General features: G+C 58.6%; 15 protein-coding genes. 10 read left to right on the top strand and 5 right to left on the bottom strand.

Going from position 1 to position 21,230, the window contains the following annotated elements; all coding sequences use genetic code 11:
- The first annotated feature begins 133 nt into the window (after positions 1 to 133).
- The 5 genes from BLR08_RS17475 to BLR08_RS17495 all read left to right on the top strand — a co-directional run bounded on the left by BLR08_RS17475 (position 134) and on the right by BLR08_RS17495 (position 7,211).
- Positions 134 to 1,897 carry a sensor histidine kinase gene (locus BLR08_RS17475; protein ID WP_176835545.1) on the top strand — a complete coding sequence of 588 codons (1,764 nt, stop codon included), beginning with the start codon at positions 134 to 136 and terminating at the stop codon, positions 1,895 to 1,897.
- 12 nt (positions 1,898 to 1,909) lie between these two features.
- The gene (locus BLR08_RS17480; protein WP_072333102.1) at positions 1,910 to 3,508 is read left to right on the top strand and encodes a helix-turn-helix domain-containing protein; all 1,599 of its coding nucleotides are present in this window, start codon (positions 1,910 to 1,912) and stop codon (positions 3,506 to 3,508) included.
- A 225-nt stretch (positions 3,509 to 3,733) separates the two neighbouring features.
- Entirely contained in the window at positions 3,734 to 4,675 is a 942-nt protein-coding gene (locus tag BLR08_RS17485; RefSeq protein ID WP_072333099.1) for an ABC transporter permease, read from the top strand.
- Between the two features lie 18 nt (positions 4,676 to 4,693).
- Positions 4,694 to 5,578 (top strand): carbohydrate ABC transporter permease, encoded by an 885-nt coding sequence (locus BLR08_RS17490; protein ID WP_072333096.1) that lies wholly within the window; start codon positions 4,694 to 4,696, stop codon positions 5,576 to 5,578.
- Positions 5,579 to 5,648: 70 nt separating this feature from the next.
- Positions 5,649 to 7,211: an ABC transporter substrate-binding protein gene (locus BLR08_RS17495; protein ID WP_072333093.1), complete on the top strand. Its 1,563-nt coding sequence runs from the start codon at positions 5,649 to 5,651 to the stop codon at positions 7,209 to 7,211.
- Positions 7,212 to 7,285: 74 nt separating this feature from the next.
- On the opposite strand, the gene BLR08_RS31185 is transcribed toward BLR08_RS17495, so the two are convergent.
- Together BLR08_RS31185 and BLR08_RS17500 are read right to left on the bottom strand one after the other, a co-directional pair.
- Positions 7,286 to 7,432 carry a hypothetical protein gene (locus BLR08_RS31185; protein WP_176835546.1) on the bottom strand — a complete coding sequence of 49 codons (147 nt, stop codon included), beginning with the start codon at positions 7,430 to 7,432 and terminating at the stop codon, positions 7,286 to 7,288.
- 181 nt (positions 7,433 to 7,613) lie between these two features.
- Positions 7,614 to 8,237 carry a DedA family protein gene (locus BLR08_RS17500; protein ID WP_072333090.1) on the bottom strand — a complete coding sequence of 208 codons (624 nt, stop codon included), beginning with the start codon at positions 8,235 to 8,237 and terminating at the stop codon, positions 7,614 to 7,616.
- Between the two features lie 132 nt (positions 8,238 to 8,369).
- Here BLR08_RS17500 and BLR08_RS17505 point away from each other — a divergent pair, with 132 nt between their 5' ends.
- Positions 8,370 to 8,606: a hypothetical protein gene (locus tag BLR08_RS17505; protein ID WP_072333087.1), complete on the top strand. Its 237-nt coding sequence runs from the start codon at positions 8,370 to 8,372 to the stop codon at positions 8,604 to 8,606.
- A 327-nt stretch (positions 8,607 to 8,933) separates the two neighbouring features.
- Here BLR08_RS17505 and BLR08_RS17510 read toward each other — a convergent pair whose 3' ends face one another.
- From BLR08_RS17510 to BLR08_RS17520, 3 genes are read right to left on the bottom strand one after another with little or no spacing between them, the layout of a single operon-like run.
- Positions 8,934 to 10,652 (bottom strand): hypothetical protein, encoded by a 1,719-nt coding sequence (locus BLR08_RS17510; RefSeq protein WP_072333084.1) that lies wholly within the window; start codon positions 10,650 to 10,652, stop codon positions 8,934 to 8,936.
- Positions 10,649 to 11,668, bottom strand: a complete 1,020-nt coding sequence (locus tag BLR08_RS17515) for an RNA-dependent RNA polymerase family protein (RefSeq protein ID WP_072333081.1) — start codon at positions 11,666 to 11,668, stop codon at positions 10,649 to 10,651. Before BLR08_RS17515 ends, BLR08_RS17510 begins: the two co-directional genes overlap by 4 nt.
- A gap of 31 nt (positions 11,669 to 11,699) precedes the next feature.
- Positions 11,700 to 11,882 (bottom strand): hypothetical protein, encoded by a 183-nt coding sequence (locus BLR08_RS17520; protein ID WP_072333078.1) that lies wholly within the window; start codon positions 11,880 to 11,882, stop codon positions 11,700 to 11,702.
- 240 nt (positions 11,883 to 12,122) lie between these two features.
- Here BLR08_RS17520 and BLR08_RS17525 point away from each other — a divergent pair, with 240 nt between their 5' ends.
- The 4 genes from BLR08_RS17525 (at position 12,123) to BLR08_RS17540 (ending at position 21,085) form a co-directional block, all read left to right on the top strand.
- Positions 12,123 to 13,874 (top strand): vWA domain-containing protein, encoded by a 1,752-nt coding sequence (locus BLR08_RS17525; RefSeq protein ID WP_072333378.1) that lies wholly within the window; start codon positions 12,123 to 12,125, stop codon positions 13,872 to 13,874.
- A gap of 25 nt (positions 13,875 to 13,899) precedes the next feature.
- The gene (locus BLR08_RS17530; RefSeq protein ID WP_072333074.1) at positions 13,900 to 17,289 is read left to right on the top strand and encodes a tubulin-like doman-containing protein; all 3,390 of its coding nucleotides are present in this window, start codon (positions 13,900 to 13,902) and stop codon (positions 17,287 to 17,289) included.
- Between the two features lie 77 nt (positions 17,290 to 17,366).
- Complete coding sequence (locus tag BLR08_RS17535; RefSeq protein WP_072333071.1) at positions 17,367 to 19,799, top strand: hypothetical protein; 2,433 nt, start codon at positions 17,367 to 17,369, stop codon at positions 19,797 to 19,799.
- The gene (locus tag BLR08_RS17540) at positions 19,799 to 21,085 is read left to right on the top strand and encodes a vWA domain-containing protein (protein ID WP_072333068.1); all 1,287 of its coding nucleotides are present in this window, start codon (positions 19,799 to 19,801) and stop codon (positions 21,083 to 21,085) included. The genes BLR08_RS17535 and BLR08_RS17540 overlap by 1 nt, the downstream gene beginning before the upstream one ends.
- The last annotated feature ends 145 nt before the right edge of the window (positions 21,086 to 21,230 follow it).

Here is a 21,230-nt window from a genome sequence, read left to right on the forward strand (position 1 = left end):
CATGACACCGGGATCGCATTCTCCGGCGGCTGACATTTATTCTTTGGATGGTAAAAAAAGGGTTTATGGGGAGCGTGTCGAATACGTCGATTCAAATCGGGAAAACCGTACAACAAGGAAAGAAGGGAAGGGCATGAAAAGAGCGACCCTTCGCTCGAGACTGATCCTCGGCTTTGCTTACATTACCGTTCCGCTAGTACTGCTGCTGTTGTGGAACAACACCTATGCGATGGATGTGGTGCATTCGCAGGTATCCTTATCCAACAAAAACCTGACCCGCATGTATATGAGTCAAATCGATCAGGTGCTGGAAGACCTTGAAAACTATGTGTTTAAGACGGCCAGCCAGGATAATGAGCTGCTGTCGCTCAGCACGTACGACAAGGACAACCCGGATGCTTACCTGGCCAAGGTCCGGACATTGAATAACTTGTATATAAATACGAACTATTACCGGAACGTGGACGCTTTGTTCGCTTATAACGCCAAGCAGGGCGAGCTGCTGATGGCGACCCAGCAGGATGTCGCCCATGAACGCAAGCAGTCGATCAAGGCACGCCTGGACCAATTGATGGCTGAGGGCGAGCAGGGCGGCGAACAGCTTTTTCGCTCGTGGCTGCTTATTCAGCATGACGGCCAGTACTCGCTGGTCCGGGTTGTCGACACAGGCTACAAGTCGTATGTCGGCGCTTGGGTAGATATCGCGAGGCTCATGGTCCCGCTTAATTTGCTGCATCTGGGCACGGACGGTCAAGCTCTATTCCTGTCCAAGGAAGGAATTCCGCTGACCCATGCCGCAGATCCCCGCTTCAACGGAGACGCACCGCTAGCTGTCTGGAAGGAAAGCGGGAAGGAGACCGGGAAGGAGAGCGGCAAGCCGTACCAGATCGTTCAGCTGTGGGAAAAATTTCTGCTCGTCATCCAGCCTTCCGCTAAAGCCGATATTCAGCTTGTCGTGATGATTCCGGAGCATAACCTGCTGGAGGGGCTGGCCTGGTTCCAGCGGCTGACGTATTATGTGCCGCTGCTGGCCGTGCTGATCCTGGCGCTGTATCTGCTGTTTCTGCAGCGCTCCATTTACAAGCCGATTACCCAACTGATTACAGGGATGCGGCGCATCTACGCAGGTGACTTGTCGGTTAGGTTTACCAATAGCGGGCTGATGGAATTCCGGGTCATCGGCGAAACGTTCAATACGATGGTCAAGCAGATCGAGGTGCTGAAGATCGACGTCTACGAGGAGCAAATCCGTACGCAGCGGGCCGAGCTGCAGCATCTGCAGGCGCAGATTCATCCGCATTTTTTTATGAACTCGCTCAATATCGTCTACAATTTGGCGCAAACCCGTCAGTTCGATATTATCCAGCAGATGGCGATTCATCTGGTTAAATATTTCCGGTTCGCTATCCGCACGCATGCCGCATCCATGACGATGGAGGAAGAATTAACGCATATCGCCAGCTACCTGGGCATTCAGCAGGTCAGGTTTCCCGAAAAGCTTGATTACACCATCCGCCTGGACCAAGACGTCGCTTCCTGCCGGATTCCGCCCTCCACCATTCTTCCGCTCGTGGAGAACGCAATGGTCCACGGCTTTACGGTCAAGCCCGGCGAGCGGTTTACGATCGAGGTATGCGTCAAGCCTGACGAAACCCGAGACTCGGCGGTGCTGATCGAGGTGCGGGATAACGGCAGGGGCTTCGGGAGTGAGCCGCTGGGGCGGCTGCAGTCCTCGTCGTTCTTCGACTCGCAGCCGGATGAGCATATCGGGCTGTGGAATGTCGTTAGGCGGTGCAGGTTTTATTACAAATCCGGCGTGCGCGTGGCAATCGAGAACGGCGCCATCTCCGGTGCAGTCGTTACGCTGAGCGTGCCGCGCTTTGTAGAAGAAGAATAAGGGGGAGACATCGTGTACAGGGTATTGCTGGTCGACGACGAGTTATTTGCGGTGAAGGGAATGATGTCCGGCGTCAATTGGGAGCGGCTTGGCATCTCGGAGGTGATCGAGGCTTATCACGCCGAGGAAGCCAAGAAAAGCTTGCTGCAGCTGTCCATCGATCTGATGCTGTGCGATATCGAGATGCCGGAGGAGAACGGGCTGCAGCTGGTCGAGTGGGTGCGGGCTCATAAGCCGGAGGTCACGGTCATCTTCTTGACCTGCCATGCGGAATTTTCATTTGCCCAGAAGGCGGTCCAGCTCGGCAGCTACGATTATCTGCTGAAGCCGGTCATTTTCAGCGAGCTGGAGAACGTGGTGGCCAAGGCGCTGGAGGGCATCCGCGAGAAACGGGAGAGTATCGAATCCACGGAGCATCTGAAGAAATACCGCAGCCTCTGGGAGAACAAGAAGACGGCGCTGATCGAGCGGTTCTGGCAGGATATTTTGAGCCAACGGCTGCTGCCGAGCGAGAAGACCTTCGATAGCGCGATGACGGACTACCAGCTGCCTGTCGAGCTGGGCCGTCATATCCTGCTCGTGCTGGTCAGCGTCGAGCAGTGGTCGCAGCCGTTCAACGAGCGGGACGAGGAAATTATGACCTTTGCGCTGCGCAATGCGGCCGAGGAGATGATCGTAGGCAGCCGGGCGGGGCATGTCGTCGAGGATCACCGGGGGAACATGGTCATTTTCCTCTATGCGTCGGCCGATGAAGCTTCGCGCCTCGCAGATGAAACGGCGCTGGCGTGCGAAGCGTACATCGCTTCCTGCAGCCGGTATTTGTACGCGACGCTTTCTTGCTATATCGGTGAGGTTGTCCGGCTGCAGAACATGATGGAATCGTATCACAGCCTGCTGGATTGGGAGCATCGCAATGTGACGCGGCTCGGCAGCGTGCTGGTGTACGGAGGAAGCCGGGAAGGAACGGAGGGCGCTTCCCGTGCTCCGGTACAACTGCTGCACTGGGCCGACTGGTTCGAGAAGGGAGATTTGGCGACGCTAACCGGACTGATCGATGAGACGCTGCATGAGCTCGGACGCCGGCAGGTTTCAGTGGAAGCGCTGGAGGATCTGTACCACAGCTTCCTGCAGGTGGTGTACTATGTGCTGCACCGCAAAGGGATCGATGCGCAGCTGCTGCACCGGGAAGGGGCGCTGCCCGGAATCGCGCATGCCACCCGCTCGCTAGGCGAACTCGGACTATGGATGCGCAGCATGGTCGTGACTGTCGACGGACTGCTGTCCGCGAAGCGTCCGACCAACTCGATCGTGGACAAGATGAAGGCCTACATCTCGGAGAACCTGCATGTGGATTTCTCGCGGGAGGATCTGGCCGCGCATGTCTTCTTGAATCCGGCCTACATATCCCGGCTGTTCCGCAAGGAAACCGGGCATTCGCTCTCCGACTTCGTATTGCAGGAGCGGATGAAGCTGGCCGCTGACTGGCTGCTCGAAACGGATCAGCCGGTCAGCCAGATAGCCGTTCACCTCGGCTACGGCAACTTCTCGCATTTTGCCCGGATGTTCAAGCGGGTGTATGGCGTCACTCCCCAGGAATACCGCAAAAAATAACGTTAGACAGGAGCCGCATGGAGAAATTCGTGCGGCCTTGTGCTGTCCGGATGTTTGCCGGCTTCAGCTTCCCAGGCAGCGGCCGCGCAGTAGTCACAATCATGTCATTTCATGTCTCAATAGTGGTAGGTGGCTCAAACTGCCCCATCTATAATTAAAGAAGAGCAAGCGAAGAAAGAGTAACAATCAGAAAACGAATCGGAAAAGAAAGGAGCTGGAAAAGGCATGAATGCAACCAACACGGCGCGCCGTGGGCGAGGCTTCAAGCATATGCGCAGATTTTGGGCCCTGTGGGTCATGGTCCTGCCGGGTGCCGTGTATCTGCTGCTAAACAACTATGTGCCGATGCTGGGCACCTTGATTGCCTTCAAGGACATCAACTACGCCAAGGGAATCTGGAGAAGCGACTGGGTCGGCTTGAAAAACTTCGAGTATTTGTTCGGCACATCGGACGCGTTTGTCATCACGCGCAATACGATTTTGTACAACTTCGCCTTCATCGTCATTACCCTTGCCTGCTCCGTAGGGCTGGCTATTTTGCTGAATGAAGTGAAGCGCAGCCTGGCCAAAAAGTTTTATCAGAGCGCGCTGCTGCTGCCGTACTTCCTTTCCGCGGTTATCGTCGCCTATCTGACCTTCAGCATGCTGAGCGCCGAGTATGGCTTCATCAACAAGTACATCCTGGCCTGGTTCCATATCGATCCGATCCTCTGGTATCACGAACCGAAGTATTGGCCGTATATTCTGATCATCGTCAATACGTGGAAAAGCGTCGGTTACTTCTGCGTCGTCTACATCGCGGCGATCGTCGGCATCGATTATGAGTACTATGAAGCCGCCGTCATGGATGGAGCCGGCAAATGGCAGCAGATTATCCACATTACGCTGCCGCTTGTAACACCGGTCATCATCACGATGGTGCTGCTGCAGATCGGCCGCATCTTCTACTCGGACTTCGGGTTGTTTTACCAGGTGCCGCTCGATTCGGGAACGCTGCTTCCGGTAACGAACGTTATCGATACGTATGTATACCGAGGGTTATTGCAGCTCGGGGATCTGGGAATGTCCTCCGCCGCAGGTCTTTATCAGTCGATCGTAGGTTTTGTGCTGGTCATGTGCTCGAACTTGATTGTCCGCCGCGTGAACCGCGATCAAGCGCTATTTTAGAGAAAGGAGCTCAACATCATGGAGCATCAAGGCAAAACGCCGTGGTATCTGCATGTCCTGTTCTGGCTGATCGCCTGTTCGACGATTCTGCCGATTCTGCTCGTCTTTATGGTTTCGATTACGGACGAGACGACGATTGCCCGCAACGGTTATTCATTTATCCCCGAGAAGCTGAGCTTGGAGGCCTACAGTTATTTGTTTCTCGATTCGATGACGATTGTCCGGGCTTACGGCGTAACGATTTTCGTGACGATCGCAGGATCGGCGGCAGGGCTGCTGCTTTCGGCTCTTCTTGCTTATCCGCTGTCCCGGCGCGACTTCCCTTACCGGAACAAGCTGGCCTTCTTCGTCTTCTTCACGATGCTGTTCAACGGCGGCTTGGTGCCCTGGTACCTCGTCTTCACGCAGCTGATTAACTTGAAGGATACCGTATGGAGTCTCATTATCCCGGGGTTGCTGATCAATGGCTTCTATATCCTGATTATGCGCACCTTCTTCAGCACTTCGATTCCGCCGGCGCTTATCGAATCGGCCTACATGGACGGAGCGGGGGAATTCAGGATATTTTTCCAAATTGTCATAAGACTCTCGACGCCGGTGCTCGCCACGATCGGACTGTTCTATACGCTGTCTTACTGGAATGACTGGTTCAACTCTCTGGTCTTTCTGACCGATTCGAAGCTGTACAGCCTGCAGTACCTGCTGAACAAAATCCTTTTGAACATTCAATTTCTGGCCCAGAACACGCGCAACAATAACGCTTCGCAAATTATTGCCAGTCTCCCGACCGAAACGGTCCGTATGGCGATGGCGATTATCGGAATCGGTCCGATCGTGCTCGCTTACCCGTTCTTCCAGAAATATTTTGTCAAAGGCCTCACGGTAGGCGCTGTGAAAGGATAATGCCGGCTTAACCGGCCGGTTTATCATAGAAAAGGATCAGCCAATTTCAAGTTGACGGAGGGGTTATTCCATGTTACGTATCAAAAAAGGGACTCAGCTGGCTCTATCCACCATGCTGCTGTGGTCCACCATGCTGGCTGCTTGCAGCACGGCCAAACCTGCCGAGCAAGGCTCGGCTCCGGCCAAGGAAGAGCCGAAAACGACGGCGAATTCGGCGCAAACCGGAACCGGATCGGATCTTAAGCCTTACAAGCTGGTCATGATCTTCCCGTCAGGCGTCGTGCCTAAGGACCTGCCTCTGGTCCAGGACGAAATGAGCAAGTATTTGACCGAAAAAATCAATGCAACTATCGAAATCCGTCCGATCGACTGGGGCGCATGGCAAAATAAGACGAACCTGATGTTCGCTTCGCAAGAGCAGTTCGACCTGATGTTCACCGCATCCTGGTACGGTCTTGGCCAGCAGGCGGCCAAGGGCCAGATTATCCCGCTTGACGATCTGATTGCCAAGCACGGCCAAGGCATCAAGAGTGTGCTCGACCCGGCTTATGTCGAAGGCGGCAAGCTGAACGGCAAGTCTTACGGCGTAGTGGCGAATAAGGAGTTTGCGGCTACGAAGGGCGTCGTCATGCGGAAGGATTTGGTCGAGAAATATAGATTCGATCTGACGGCCGTGAAGGAGCTGAAGGATCTGGAGCCGATCTTCGCGAAGATCAAGGAATCCGAGCCCGGTATCACCCCGCTGCAGGTTAAAAGCGACCGCTCTCCGGCAAGCGCTATCCTTGGCTACGGCATGTTCGATATGCTTGGGGACGGTCCGGGCGTGCTCGACCGCAACAGCAAGGAACTGAAGGTTATCAATATGTTTGAAACTCCGCAGTTTCTGGAAGCGACGAAGCTGATGCACAAGTGGTATAAGCTCGGCTACATTAACAAAGACGGCTCTACGAATAAAGACAGCGAGTTCCTGGCGGTCAAGGCTGGCAAAGCATTCGCTTACGGGGAATCCATGAAGCCGGGCTTCGATATGCAGGAAACACGCAATACCGGCATGCCGATGACGACGGTCGAGCTGACTAAGCCATACACGACGACAGGCGATACGACTAGCGCGATGTTCGCCATTCCAAACACATCCAAGGATCCGGACAGAGCGATGATGTTCCTGAACCTGCTGTACACGGACAAATACCTGCTGAACCTGCTGGATTGGGGGATCGAAGGCAAGCATTATGCCAAGGCCGGCGATAACATAATAGATTATCCGCCGGGCGTGGATGCCGCCAGTGTCGGTTACAATCTGAATCTGCCGTGGATGTTCGGCAACCAGCTGAACTCTTACATCTGGAAGACAGAAGATCCGCAAATCTGGGATAAATACAAGAAGTTTAACGAAGGCGCGCAAAAATCCATCGCTCTCGGCTTCGTCTTCGATCCGGAGAAGGTCAAGAACGAGATTGCCGCCACCAATAACGTCGTTACTGAATTCACCGGCGGTCTGTACACAGGTACGCTCGATCCGGAGGTCTACATCCCGAAATTCGTGGAGAAGCTGAAAGCGGCCGGCCTGGACAAGATCATCGCCGAGAAGCAGAGGCAGTTGGACGAATGGGCCAAAACCCAGAAGAAATAAGCAGAGCACAGACAGGGCTGCGCGGTAATCGCGCAGCCCTGTTGCCCGTTGGCGCGGACGGATCACTGCGCCAGTCAGGACAATTTTTGTTTATTGATCAATGCCTGCATGCTTTTGTGCAGCGAGGTCATTTCCTTCTCGAGCTTCTCCATATCCTTGAACATCTTCTGCATGTCCTTGTCGTCGGCCAATACTTTCAATATATGCTCGAATTTGATCATGGCGGTTCACCTGCCTCCCGGAGCGGGCTGAGCGAATAGCCGGTGCTTGCTTCAGCTTATGCGCTCCGATGCTGAAGGGACCGGGCTCCTTCGGCGGTTGAGCGACCCAAGGTAAGCCCGCCGGCCCGCCATGACTATGGCCCGAATCACCGAGGTGCCGTCCGAAAGCAGCTTTGCGCGCCTACTTCCGCGGCTTCCCGGCACCGCGCCGGCGGCGCAGCAGCATATACAGAACAGCCAGCAGACCAAGGGCGATGAGGGCATAAGCGATATTGGCATACACATCCATCATATGTACGATTTGCTCCCAGGAATCGCCGACGGCGGCGCCTACGGAGACAAGCACGATGTTCCAGATAAACGTTCCGATCGTCGTGAACAGCAGGAACATCCAGAAGTTCATGCCGGACATACCGGCGGGAATGGAGATCAGACTGCGGATCAGCGGAATCATCCGGCAGAACAACACCGTCCAGTACCCATACTTGTCGAACCAGGCGTCCGCCTTGCGGATATCGTCCTTGGTGACGCGGAGCCAGCCGCCCCAGCGGTCAACGATGCTCTCCAATCGCTCCACATCGAGAATTCGTCCGATCGCGTACAGGATGACGGCGCCAAGCACGGAGCCGGCGGTCGCGGCTGCGACGACGCCGGCGACCGTCAGCTCGGATGTCGTCGTCATAAAGCCGCCGAACGTGAGCACGACTTCCGAAGGAATGGGCGGGAATACATTTTCCAGCGCAATCATGAACAGGATGCCGGCATAGCCGTACTGCTCCATGAAAGCTGTAATCCAGTTTTGCATGAAGACCTCCTTAAGCGGTATATAAAAGGTACTAGATAAAGATAGTACTACACAGATTGGCGATCCACATTCTACAATGGCTTCAAGCATGCACTGATGCGAGCAAGGGTTAAGGAGAAGAGGGAAGCCGGCATGAACAGGGATCACCGATTATCCATCTTGAGAGAGCATGAGAATGATTGCTACGCGATATGCCTGATGATTCTGCGCAGTGAGGACATGGCGGTCCGTGCGGCCAAAAACGCCTTGCTGCAGCTCTGGACGCATGACGACTTCCTGCGAATGGATGCGAATGAGCGTCCCGGTGTGCTGAGGCGTGTATGTATGCGCTCGGCGCTGCAGCTCAGGGCCGCCGCCGATCACGGCTGACGATATTACATACCTGGCCGACCGGGAGACCGGTACAGGCGCCACATAAGGGAATTCCGGGGCAGCGTCATCGGAATTCCCTTTTCGCTCTATTTGCCCGAGTAAGGTCGCTGAGTTCCGTAAGAATGACAAAGTCGCGGGAGGCTTTAAGAGTCAGTCAGTTCCGATACAGTTCCGCACCATCAGCCTCACGTTTTTCTTTGCGTCAGGCTTTCTTAAATTGACAGAAATAGACTTTAATGATTGTCCGATTTTTAGCAGACGCACGGCATCTATAAGACGCCGTAAGGCGTTTATCCCGCTGCGCCGGGGGCCGGGTACGGCCGCTCACCCGGCCGGCGCATCCCGTCTTGCGGCAGGCTTGCCGCCGGCCGGCGTGTCCAAAGCCGGGCTTCCCGGCTCGGCGGTTTCCCGAGGCGGCTTCTGCCGGTTGCCGCCGCCGGGCTCCGCCGGGCCGCCGGCCGGGGGCGAGCCGGGTGAAGGGTTCGCGGCAGAGTCGGAGGACGGACGGCCGCTGCGGTTGTCTTCCGGCTCGCGAGGCTCGGATTCGGTGCGGATGAGCCGGTACCGGTCATCCTCGAATCTGTAGTGCCCGCGATCCGGCTGGACGTTCCCGGAAGAATCCGGGGCGATCCAGGGACGCGTAGCGGTCAGCTCTCCCTTGCCGTTCGAGGACAAAGCGTCGGCTTCCACGTCCAGCACCCGGCGCAGCGAGCCGTTCTCCGCGACCAGCAGCAGCACATATCTGGCGCTGCGGCGAGCGGATGATCCTTCGAGCAGCAGCAGCTTGCTGCCGTCCGGACCGCTCAGCTCGGAATAACGGATAGTCACTTGGCGGACGGCGGTATCGAGGGCAGCCTCGTGCAGCGACAGGCCGCCGTCTGCTGCCAGCTGGGCGAGCAGCAGACGCGTCCCTGCGCCGTCCAGCGCAGCCGCCTGGACTTGACCTGCCGCGGCCTTCAGGGCAGTGACGGCGGTCAGCTTGCCGTCCGCGCCCGCCGCCGTCAGCAGCTTCGCCGGGTCGGCTGCGAGCTGCTGAAGCTCCGCCGCCCGCAGCTCTGCCGACGTGTCCCGGTAGCTGCCCAGCGTCTTGTACAGCGCGATGGCGTCCGCATGCTTGCCGCCGGCCGATAGGGAAGCCGCTTTTTTCATCCGGGCTTCGACGACCGACTGAACGTTCGCTTCGATCTTGCTGCCGGGTCCGGCCCAGACGGGGTAAGCTTTCAGCTGACGGGCAGCTTCGAGAAATTTTTCCAGATCCTGTTTCTCCAGAATGGAAAGCGTACCGAGGGCCAGCTTCTCCAGTTTCGGAGCCATCCACGCCGCTTCCCAGCCTTGGCGCTCGTAGAAGGTCCGAAGCTCCTCGCCCTGCTTCCATACCTCCACATACGGCTTCGTCCGGGCCAAGGTGTCCAGCCGGGCGATATCGCGCGGCTGCAGCAGCGCGTTGATTGCCTTCAGCTTCGCTGGATCGCCTCCATAGTACACGGCTGGAATGAGGATCAGCTCGGCTGCGGCCGTGCTGACATCGTCCGCGGCCTTGGCGCCGGCGATCCGCTTCTCCGCCGCCTTGCGGGCGTCGGCAAAGCCGGTGGCAAGCTGGGCTTCCAGCGAGGCTTCCTGCACAGCCTGGGCGAACCGCTCCGCGTGCGCGGCTCCCAGCGCGGCTATCTGCTGCCTCGCCGCTTGCCAATCGCTATGCGTTTTCGCCAGCGCGGAGACGTCTTTGGCGGCTGCTGCGGAGGCCGCGGCTTGCGACAGACTCTGTACCGTCCGCATCATATGGACGATGGGCTGCAGCTCGGCCAGCGCGGAGGCGATCTCGTCCCGGTGATAGTCGAAGCCCCGGATCGAACCGGCTTTCACATACAGCGCTTCGGCTTCCGGCAGCTGCCCGGCCATATGCAGCGACCGCGCCTGATCGAAGGCGCGCGCGGCTTGGGCCGCATCATAGGTTTTCCAGCCGGCGGCGGCAGCGGTGACGGCCAGCAGGACGGTCGCCGCCTTCCTGAAACGGTACGCACGTTGATACGTAAAACCACTCACAAACGTTCCCGCCTTTGATCATATTGGTGATGGCCGCCGGCTTCCGCGTCCGGGTCGGCGCTCGGAGAAGCGGCTGGACCGGCTTCACCGCCGGCGGGAATCGAGCCGCCGGAGCGTCGGCTGGCTGCCTGCTGCACGCGCTGGAGCAGCTCTGGATGGTCAGCCGCGAGCTCGGCCGCCAGCCGCTGAAGCCGCTGGAGCCGTTCATCCGGGAGCAGATCGATGTAGTCGAGCACAAGCCCGCGATACTGGAGCAGATGGCTCTTGATGCGCAGCGCGGCTCCCGCCGCCGCCGTCAGAATCTCCGCTCCGTACGGCAGCCGCTCGATCTCGCTGCGGTACTTGACGACGTAATCGATAGCCGGGCGCTCGATCAGCCGGGGCTTGATCCGTCCGACATCCAGCAAATAGGCGGTGAAGTCCGTGTCGAACCGGTTCGGGATGAGCGTGGTCAGCTCAAGCTCCATGTCGCTGCGCAAAATAAACCGGCCCAGGCACATCAGCTTAAGCAGCCGGATCGGGTTGTCCGGGATGAAATAGCCGATTTCGCGGAACTTCTCATACGCCGTCTTGAAGTCCTCGCCTTTCAGAGCGGTTTCCGCCTTGTCGATGTCCTGCAGCAGGCCGAGACGAATTTGTTCATGCTCTTGCAGGAGTAGGCGGGATAACGTACGTCTAAAGATATAGGGCTCGTACGCATGGCGAATTTTGGCGTATCCCGCGATCAGGATAAGTCCGCCGGCCAGAGCGGCCGCGATCTCCGTGAAGCTGCGGGCCACGATGACGCCGGCGGCGGCAAGGATGCCGATCACCAGCATATCCGTGTAGCCGCGCTGGCGGGCCGCTGCTTCGGCAGGCTTCGGCAGGGTCATCCAGGAGCTCCGGGAGCCGCACCCGGAGCAGTCCTCCTGCTCGAGGGAGGTATAGGAGCCGCAGCGCGAACATTGGCGCAAACGTTGAAACAAATAGTCCGTTCGCACCGTCTTACTAAAACGTACGGTTTTTTTCGAATTCATGGGTTCCCTCCGTCATGAGGTTCGGTTAGACTCAAGATATCCGGCCCGGATCGCCGCTTTCGGAACGATCGGCGCTATCGGGATGAGCGAAGCGTTCGGCCAGCTCGCTGTCGATGCGGGAAAGCGAAATATCGTGTTTTTTGTAGTAGACGAACGTCAGCAGCCGGAACCCTGCGAACAGGACGGCCGCCAGCAAAACGAGCAAAGTCAGCATGAGAACCTCCATTTCGGTCGAATATGGAAATATGCTCCTGAAAATCTTTAGCAAATTTTAAGGAATGTTTAAGTAGCGTTTTAATTTAGGACCAGATAATATATAAAGTTACAAACGGTAGTCCTACTCATTGTACAACCGTATTCGGCAAAATACTACAAGACCGGCGCTTGACATCAAGGGGCGCCAGCGATGGAGGAATGAACCGCTGTGAATATAAACCGCTTATGGCTTCGTGCCATGCTGCCGCTGCTGTTGGCCCTGCTCCCTCTGCAGGCTGTTGCGGCGACTGCCGCTTCTCCGGCCGGAGATGCGAGAATGGATGCCGTGCTGTCGGTCGACGTCAGCACATCCATGAATGAGAGCGATGTGAACAAGGTCAGCTTCGAAGCCGTGAAGCTGTTCGTCGATATGGCGTCGGTGCAGGGCGACAAGATCGGCGTCGTTGCATACACGGACCGCATTATGCGCGAGAAGGCGCTGCTGGAGATGAAGTCGGCGGCGGACAAGCAGAGCCTGAAGGGATTTATCGACCAGCTGGACCGCGGCCCCTACACCGATCTGGCCGTCGGCGTGAGCGAGGCGGTCAAGGTGCTGGAAAACGGCGCCGATCCGGCTCACACCCCGGTCGTTGTGCTCCTCACCGACGGCAACAACTCGCTGCCGGCAGGCCGGACGCAGGAGCAGTCGGATAAGGAGCTGGCGGCTGCGGTGGAGCGCGCCAAGGCAAAGGGCATCCCTGTTTACACGATCGGCCTGAACGCCGACGGGCAGCTGAATAAAGCCGTGCTGGACAAAATTGCCGCCGACACCGGAGCCAAGTCGTTCGTCACGAGCTCGGCCGACGATCTGCCGGGCATTCTCAGCGAAATTTATGCCCGCCATCTGAATCTGAAGGTGGTGCCGGTCCAGGATCTGACGGCTAACGGCGCTTATCAGGAGGTCACAATCGATATTCCGAATGCCAGCGTCAGGGAGGCTAACATCTCGCTCATATCCGGCTCTCCGGTCGAGGTGAAGCTGGCCGATCCTCAGGGCAAGGCGGTCGCGATTCCATCGGACAAGGTCGTCTATACCTCCTCGAAGGCTTACACGCTGCTCAAGATCGTGCAGCCGGCGCAAGGAACCTGGAAGCTGCAGGTCAAAGGCCTGCCCAAGGATAAAATCAAGATCAGCCTGGTCTATAACTACGATCTGAAGCTGCAAATGGAGCCTTTGCCCTCTAAGACGTGGAAACGGGGGGAAGATGTTGCAGTCAAGGCGTATCTGGAGTCCGGCGGGCAGAAGGCCGCAGATGCGGAGCTATACAAAAACCTGAAAGCAACGCTCGTGGTTAAGGATATCCAGAGCGGCAAGTCGGAGGAGATACCGCTGACAGCCGGCGCCCAAGGCATCTCGGGAAGCTACAAGCTCCCCGAGGCGCATGAGTATGAGCTCGTGGTGAAAGCGGAGGATGCGGGTTACGTCAGGGAGACTGAACCGGTCAAGCTGTCGGCGCTCTCCGGCGCACCGGCGCAGCCGACAAGCCCGGCCCCTGCGGAGGGCGGCGAAGCGGCGGAGAAGGGGCTTGGAGCCGGCCGATGGGCGGCCGTCGGAGCGGGCGTGCTGGTCCTGGCGGCAGCGGCGCTGTATGCGCTGAGCCAGTGGCGCAAAGCCAATAAGGGTTTCGTCGGACAAGTCGTTATCGAGGTGCGCGATGAGGATACGGGCGAGCGGACATCGCCGCAGTACCGCAAGCTGAATACGTTCAAGGGCAAGGTTACGCTGCATCAGCTGCTCCAGCTCGCGCCCGAATTCGCCGAAACGAAGGATATCGTCTTCCGCCCGGCGCCGGGGGACAATCTGCTGCTGCAGAACGGGACCGCCTGCGTCATCGAGAAGGGCGGGCGCGTGCTGGAGGCCGCGCAGGGCAAGGAGCTGCGGGCCGGCGATCGCATCCGCATCATGCTAGGAGGCGTTCACCGTTCGGTGACACTCGAATATATCAAGTGAATGTTCCCACAGGAGGGGTTGCGCGATGAAAGCAGTCGTAAGAGAACATATTCAACAGCTCGACGTTTCGCTGGGCGGAGGGATCGTCAGCGAGAAGATCCGGGTCGACACGATAGACAATCCGATGCTGGTCATCGGTCTTGGGGGTACGGGCATCGACGCGCTGCTGCGCCTGAAGTACCAGGTCAACCGGCGCTTCAAGCTTCCGGAGGACCCGCATACGAAGAAGAAACGCGAGAAGCCGGACAATATTGAGTTCCTCGCTTTCGAGACGAATGAGCATGACCGCGGCAAGCGCTACAAGGGAGTCGGGCTGGACCCGATGACCGAGTTCGTCCTGCTGGCGAACGCCGAGATCGGCAGCGTGCTGCAGAACCGCAGCATTTTGGAGCCGTACATCAAGGAATGGCTGTCGCCTGAGCTGACAATCACGGACGGGATCAACGGAGCCTCCGGCGTCCGTCAAGCCGGCCGCCTGCTGCTGTTTACCAAGATCGTGCAGGTTGTCCAGACGATCGAGCGCAAGATCAAGTCGCTGATGGTCGGCACGAACAAGAAGCTGATGGTGTTCGTCCTGACGGGCCTGTCGGGCGGCACGGGGAGCGGATGCTTCCTGGACATTTCGTATATCGTCCGGGGGATTCTGGAGCGCGACTACGGCTCGGCCGGCGTTGACAAGGTCGGCATTCTCGGCTATCTGTTCACGCCGGACGTCAATCTGGCCAACAAAAGCCTGACTGAGCATTCCCGCGAATATATCAAGAAAAACGGCTATGCGGCCCTCAAAGAGCTGGACTACTGGATGAACGTGGACGAGCGCGGAGAGCGGTTCCGCCAGCAGTACGCGAACATCCTGAACGTCCAATCGCCGATGCCGCCGTTCAATCTGGCCCATTTGATCTCGGCGACAAATCTGGAAGGCAAGCTGCTGGAGAACGCCTACGACTACTGCATGAATGTGACGGCGGAGAACATCACGAACTTCATGGCGAGCGAGCAGAAGGCGTCGGGCGAAGAATTTGCCATTCATGACTATATCAGCAACATCCGCACGAACATTAACCAGATGCCGAAGGCGTATGCGGCGAACTATCAGTACAATATATTGGGCGCTTCGTCCGCCGTTCTGCCGATTGAGGAGATGACGACGTTCCTCGCCTACAAGGTGTTTCAGCGGATGGATCAGATGTTCAAGGCCGGTCCTACGCAGGAGGATGTCGAGAAGCTGGCCCACAAGCTGGGCCTTGATCCGGATTCCATCCACCGCGAGTTCGACAAGCGGGTGCCGGAGCCGCTGCCGGGTCACAAGAACAGCGAACGCCTGAGCTATACGAATGTGGTGAAGCAGCAGGTTGTGAACGTCGACACCGAGCTGGAGCAGAGCTACCTGTCTCGGGCGCGCGAGGAGTATATCAAGTGCCGCAAGCAGCTGCCGGGCGAGATCAAGGAAAAGTTCACCGAGCAGATTACCCGCGTATTTCTCCATCCGGAGCAGGGGCCGTTTTATGCGTCGCGGATCATATTGCAGGACAAGGGCTTCTGCCTGCTGAAGCTGATCTCCTCGTACATCGAGGCGCTCAAGGAAAATCTGCTGCGTCTGCCGCAGGATCTGGAAGCCGCTCAGGAAAGCTCCCGGGACAAGCTGGGCGAAGCGAAAAGCGCGTTTATTTCCAGAGACCGCAAAAAGGATGCTTACATCGAAGCTAAAATTCAGGAATATATGATGCATGCCGACCGCGAGCGAATGGAGCAGATGATCGAATTTTACGAAGACCTGTATACGCTGATCAACAACGACAACAACCGGATCTACCAAGTGTTCACCGAGCTGCTGAACGAGCTGAACCGCATTTTCGAGAAGAACGGCCAGCTGCTGATGAACGGGGAAGAGCAGGTCGACCATAAAGGCAATAAAACGTATTATTGGAATGTAGTCAGCGTGCCTGATATGGCCAAGATGATCAGCCGGATGACGGAGGACCGCAATTCGCAGGAGCTGATCCGCGACTTTACGCAGGAGCTGCTCGCCAAGGCCAACCAGTGGGTAAAGGAGCAGGAGGTAGATATCGTCGGCTCGATCTCGGATTTCCTCACGGAGCAGTTCGGCGAGCTGATCACCAAGTCGATGGAGGAGTACCTCGTGATTCAATACGGCCATGAGGACTCGATCGAGAAGCTGGTGGAGCAGCGCATCGCCGGGCGGCTGTATGAGGAAGCGAAGCCGGTGTTCCATCTGTCGAACTCGTCCGGCCACTTCAACTTTCCTTCATGGGGCTTCGTGTCGGTTCCGGTGAAGGCGCCGAATATATTCAAGGGCATCCGGGCGTTCCAGGATAATGCGATCGCGAACTCGCGCTTTACGATCAAGGAAAGCGAAGTGAAGAACCGGATTTTCTGGCTGAACACGCAAAACGGCGTACCGCTGTTCCTTTATACGCCGCTTAAGGTATATGAGGAAAGCTACGAACGCTCGATTTTGGAGCCGGAGGGCATCGGACGCCATCTGGTGCAGACGGACCGGATCAACTGGACGTATCTGCCGTCGCCGATTCCCGAGCGGTCGTGGGGCGATACGTATGTGAACAATCGGGTGCGCAGCTACAACGCGGAGGTTCGGGGCGTATTCGACCGTGCGGTCAAGCAGGGGATTATCCGGGAGAAAACGGCCGATTCGGGCACGATTCACCGGTATGAATGCGCGGTGAGCGGACCGTTTGATCTGGACCGCAGGCTGGCCGGCTACGATATGCGGCTGCAGGACGCACGTCCGAATCTCGGCGAGATCAAGCGCTGCGTGTCGGAGCTGCGCGGTTTGCTGGAGCGCGGACTGGAAACGGAGAGCGTAAAGGATATTTTTGGCAGCGTGAGCGAGGAGATGGCGAAGGAGAATCTGATCCGCTCGCCGGAGCAGCTCCGCCAAGTGCGTGAGGAGCTGGCCAAGTATGAGCGAATCCGCGAACGGCTGGAGGCGCTGGAGCAGGTGCTGGCCGCCCATCAGGACGAGGAGCGTCTGCTGAAGCAGTATATCGAAGCGATCTACACCGGTACGATTACCCGCCGCGGCGCGCTGTATGTCTACGATCACAGCGCGGAGGAAGACGCGTGGGAGCCGCTGGCGAACGTTATGCAGGCAGGCCGCTTCGTGGACTATGAAATGTACGGCAAGCTACGGGCGCTTGAGCCCAAGCGGCTGGCGCAGCTGAAGCGCAAGGCGGACGACCGCATCCGGCAGCTGACGGCTTCGGACGACGTATCCGGTCTGGTCGCCAAGCTGCAGGATATGGCGGGCGTTTATCAGGATGCCAAGTCGGCGCTCGACTATGACCGCGGCGATTATGCGGACGGCGAAGAGATGTACCGCTTCTACAAGGAACTGGCCGTTAAGGTAAACGAGATGGTGAGGAGCCTTAAATAGGGGCGCGGAAACTTTATATAGTGGTAGGAGAGAGGACCGGATGAAGCAGGCAGTCCGGTCCAAGGGAGGTAGCGAGTATGAAGGAGCGTCTGACAGCCTTTGCAGATCGGTATGCGGGGCGGAGGGACGGCGCGTCCCCGGGGGAGGATGAGCGGAGGCATCTCCGTCATCCGCTGGTGTTTCTGGCTGTCGGCGACCGGTCGAAGACGGCATTGGAGCGCTTGTTCGAGATGAACCGGGCGCAGTGGACACATGCCGACGGGATCTTGTATATATACATTGGGACAGGAACGCCAGATGGTGTGCCCGGAAGCCAGCTGCTGTGCTGGCAGCCGCCGTCCGCAGACGCACAGGACAAGCGTACGTCCAGAAGCGAGCTGTCCCGCGCCATGATCGGCAGCGCGGAGAAGCTGCAGGAGCTGAATCTCGTTCTTCGGCAGCTCGTCGGGCGGATCGGTGAACGAGGCCGGCTGTACGGCTCGCTGATGCAGGTGCACGCCGCCGTGCTTACCAGAGCCGAGGACCCGGCGAATGCGCTGCTTCCCGAGGTGATGGTGCTGCTGCGCTCCGTGCTTGGGGAGAGCTTCCGGTCTGTGTCGGCCGATCTGTTCACGCTGCTGCGGGAGAAGCAATCCGAGAGCGGCTATGCGCTGGATGCGGCGCTTAGCGTCGCCTTCCTAGACGAGCTGGATCGCATGCAGCGACGGAGCTTCAGGTATGAAGCGGATTTGCAGGTGACAAGCGACGGTCTCAGGCTTCCATCCGCTTATGGGCCGGGCCCTCTGTTCGATACGGCCTATATGCTGGGCGACAAGGACGAACGGGGGCTGTTCGCCGAGGACGACACGCTCGCATGCGCGCGAATCATCTGCCGGCTGAGCTTCCTGCGCTGCCGGCAGACGGCAGACGGCGAGAATCGTCTTCATCCTTACAATCATCAATTGTTCCGCCAAAGCATGATGCCTCCCGGTGCGGCTGAGGCGTATTATGCCTCGGCGGGACTTGCGGAGGTCACGCGGCCGGACAGGGCGGTGGCCTTGACGGTTCTGCTGGCGCTGCATCGCAGACTGCTCGCACTGCTGCAGGAAAACGGCTCGGGCATGAGCGGCCGTGAGGTGCTCGAGACGCTTGGTCTGGAAGCGGGCCAGACGGATTCGCTGGCGCAAGCCGCGATGGACCGGCTGCCCGATCCGGTGGAGGAAATGCATGGCCTGCTGTATGAGCCGTTGTCTCCGGCGGCGCTGCGGGGCAAAACGCTTCGTCAGGCCGAGAACGCCTTGTTCGGGAGCAATGCCCGGGATTTTTTCGGCCGGCAGAGCCAGCGGCTGAAGGAGAGCCTGTCCGCGGGCGCGCCTGCGGACAGGCTGCGCCAGGCTATCTGGCAGCGGCTGGTCGAAGACTCGCGTTACGGCGTTTATGCCGTCTGCCGCTGGACGTCGCCGGATGAGCGTCATGGTCTGATCGGCGCGGTGCGCGAATGGCGGCTGGAGAACGACCGCCGTCTTGCCGCAGGGCGCGAGGAGCTCGAAGCGGTCTATGAAGAAAGCGCGGACGGGCTTCCCGGGAGCCGCGGCGGTCTGTTCGGGTTGTTCGGCGGAGCCAAGGCGGGACTGAAAACCACGGTCGGCGCGCTGCTGGACCGGGTGTACGGTTTGAAGCGCGAGCTGCTGTTTCTGGAGTTGAAGCGCGAGCTGCTGCTGCGCTACGAGCATATGCTGGAGGAGCTGCACGGGCTGCTTAAGCGGTATGTCGATCGATTGGAGCAGCTGACCGGCAGGCTAGCGGAGGCATGCCGGCTGAGCATAAGGGAAGCAAACGATGAGATGGGCCGCAACGTCGAGGAGTATTACAAGCAGGCGGTTGATAGAATCTCGGCCGAGCTGGAATCTCGATGGGGCGAGCGTTTTGAGTTTGACGAGCGGCGGATGGGCTCGCTTGCCGGCTTGCTGGAGCAGGGAGACGACGCCTATATCGCCCGTCTGATGCAGACGGCGCAGAATGACTGGTTTGCTCATCCCCTGTTCAGTCAGGCCTTCGAACAGGAGCTGCTGGAGCGTGCGAATGTGACGGTCAGCTATGACAACCGTCAGGTGCTCACCAAGGAGGAGCTGTACCGCGACTTGTGCCGCGCGCTGGACAAGGAATCGGCCGTACGGGCCGATGTATACCGGTTCACGCACCGCCATCGCCACGAGGAAAGCTATTTGTTCGGGGACCCGGACAGCGAGCTGATCCGGTACGCGATGGACGCGGGGGAGCTTGGGGAATCCAAGCTGGGCTGCGTTCATGTAAGCAAAGGCGGCGGCGTGGAGCTGCTCAGGCTTATGGGCGGCTTCCGGCGCGACGATCTGATGATTTACCGCAACGGCCGGCGTTTTTATGAGACGTATGCGGAGAGCGGCTACCGTTTTCATAAACCGGATTGGGAGCCGGCAGCACCGGAGGCTGCTGCAGCGGGACAGCCGGAGGGTGCCGCGGAGCACGAGCACGGAGAAAGAAGGGGTGACTGATGAAGCGTCGCAAATGGAACGGTCTGCTCGTCGCGTTAGGGTTGGCGGGCGGACTTGCAGGCTATGCTGCCGGCGAATGGATGCTGGACAGACTGACCGGGAGCGTTCATGAAACCGTTCTGATGGGACTGTACTTTGGCGTATTTGCGCTGTTCGTCGCGGCGGGTTGCCTGCTCGCCGAAACGCTGTCGCCGCGCCTGAACGGAGCGAACTGGAAGCTGCGCTATGCCGCCGACGGCTGGAAATGGCTGGTCCCGGCTTCGCTGCTGCTGCTGTTCGCGGGAGGCGCGCTGTTTCAATGGCTGTACGGACTGGAGCTCGGCAGGAAATCCGCTCCGCGGGATTATGTCCTGCTGCTCGACACATCGGAGAGCATGAAGCAGAACGATCCGGACAATCAGAGCAGGAAAGCGGCTGCGCTGCTTGTGACCGGCATGTCGGGCGACAAGAGAGCCGGTGTGGCTATCTTTAATGAAGATACGACCTGGCTGCAGCCGCTGACCAGTCTGCGGGATGCGGCCTCGCGTCAGCTTATCGCCGACAAGCTGACCGGCGCGCCCGAGCCTGTCGGCCAGACGGATATCGGCAAGGCGCTCGGTCAAGCGATGGAGCAGATGAAGTCCTCCGGCACGCAGGAGGGCCGCGGCGCCGTCATTCTGATCTCGGACGGGTACAGCGAGATGAATCTGGCTGAAGTAACGGCTCCATATGTGGCCCAGCGCTACGGGATATATACCGTCGGTCTCGATTCGGCGGGCAACGAGCAGGGCAACCGGCTGCTGCAGCAGCTTGCCGAGGCGACGGGAGGCACATACCGCAAGGTGCAGGATGCGGAAGGCATCTCGGAAGCGATCGGGACCATCTACGCGAACCAGCAGCATTGGCATTTGTTGGGCGAGCGGACGGGGGCCGCGGAGGACAGCATGTTCAGAGCGGCTCTGCGCGTAATGGCGCTGCTGCTGCTGGGCGGCCTGCTCGGGCTTGCGCTTGGCATTGTGTTCGACAACCGGTTTCTGGCCAAAAGCTTTTTGCTCGGCGGCTTGATTGCCGGGCTGCTCGCCGGATGGGCCTTGGAAAGCGGCTTGCCGTCCATGGAACCGGCATTCGTCCGGGCGATAGCCGATCTGGCGCTGGTGCTGCTGTTGACCCTGTCAACGGTGCTGTTTGCCGTAAAGGAAAACGGGGGCGGAGCAGGACTTTCGCCCTTCCGCAGGGGAGGCTACGGCCGTTTGCCGGAACGTACGGACGGAGCACCGGCCAGCCGGACAGGCAAGCGGTTCAGGTAAGGGGATTTAGGGAGCCTGTGCTGTACTGCGTCTGAAGTGATCTGTGAGAGATAGGCGGAAGCGGCGACAGGCGGCGACGATCATGCCGCCAGAGGCTGGAGGCGCATAGCGGCGGTAAGCCGGCGCGCCCCCGGCTGGAACTGGT

Source organism: Paenibacillus sp. cl123, from assembly GCF_900101595.1.
GTDB lineage: Bacteria > Bacillota > Bacilli > Paenibacillales > NBRC-103111 > Paenibacillus_G.

Coding starts and splice junctions, on each gene's coding strand:
- BLR08_RS17475 (WP_176835545.1), top strand. CDS start 134: ATGAAAAGAGCGACCCTTCGCTCGAGACTGATCCTCGGCTTTGCTTAC.
- BLR08_RS17485 (WP_072333099.1), top strand. CDS start 3,734: ATGAATGCAACCAACACGGCGCGCCGTGGGCGAGGCTTCAAGCATATG.
- BLR08_RS17490 (WP_072333096.1), top strand. CDS start 4,694: ATGGAGCATCAAGGCAAAACGCCGTGGTATCTGCATGTCCTGTTCTGG.
- BLR08_RS17495 (WP_072333093.1), top strand. CDS start 5,649: ATGTTACGTATCAAAAAAGGGACTCAGCTGGCTCTATCCACCATGCTG.
- BLR08_RS31185 (WP_176835546.1), bottom strand. CDS start 7,432: ATGATCAAATTCGAGCATATATTGAAAGTATTGGCCGACGACAAGGAC.
- BLR08_RS17500 (WP_072333090.1), bottom strand. CDS start 8,237: ATGCAAAACTGGATTACAGCTTTCATGGAGCAGTACGGCTATGCCGGC.
- BLR08_RS17505 (WP_072333087.1), top strand. CDS start 8,370: ATGAACAGGGATCACCGATTATCCATCTTGAGAGAGCATGAGAATGAT.
- BLR08_RS17515 (WP_072333081.1), bottom strand. CDS start 11,668: ATGAATTCGAAAAAAACCGTACGTTTTAGTAAGACGGTGCGAACGGAC.
- BLR08_RS17520 (WP_072333078.1), bottom strand. CDS start 11,882: ATGCTGACTTTGCTCGTTTTGCTGGCGGCCGTCCTGTTCGCAGGGTTC.
- BLR08_RS17525 (WP_072333378.1), top strand. CDS start 12,123: ATGCTGCCGCTGCTGTTGGCCCTGCTCCCTCTGCAGGCTGTTGCGGCG.
- BLR08_RS17530 (WP_072333074.1), top strand. CDS start 13,900: ATGAAAGCAGTCGTAAGAGAACATATTCAACAGCTCGACGTTTCGCTG.
- BLR08_RS17535 (WP_072333071.1), top strand. CDS start 17,367: ATGAAGGAGCGTCTGACAGCCTTTGCAGATCGGTATGCGGGGCGGAGG.
- BLR08_RS17540 (WP_072333068.1), top strand. CDS start 19,799: ATGAAGCGTCGCAAATGGAACGGTCTGCTCGTCGCGTTAGGGTTGGCG.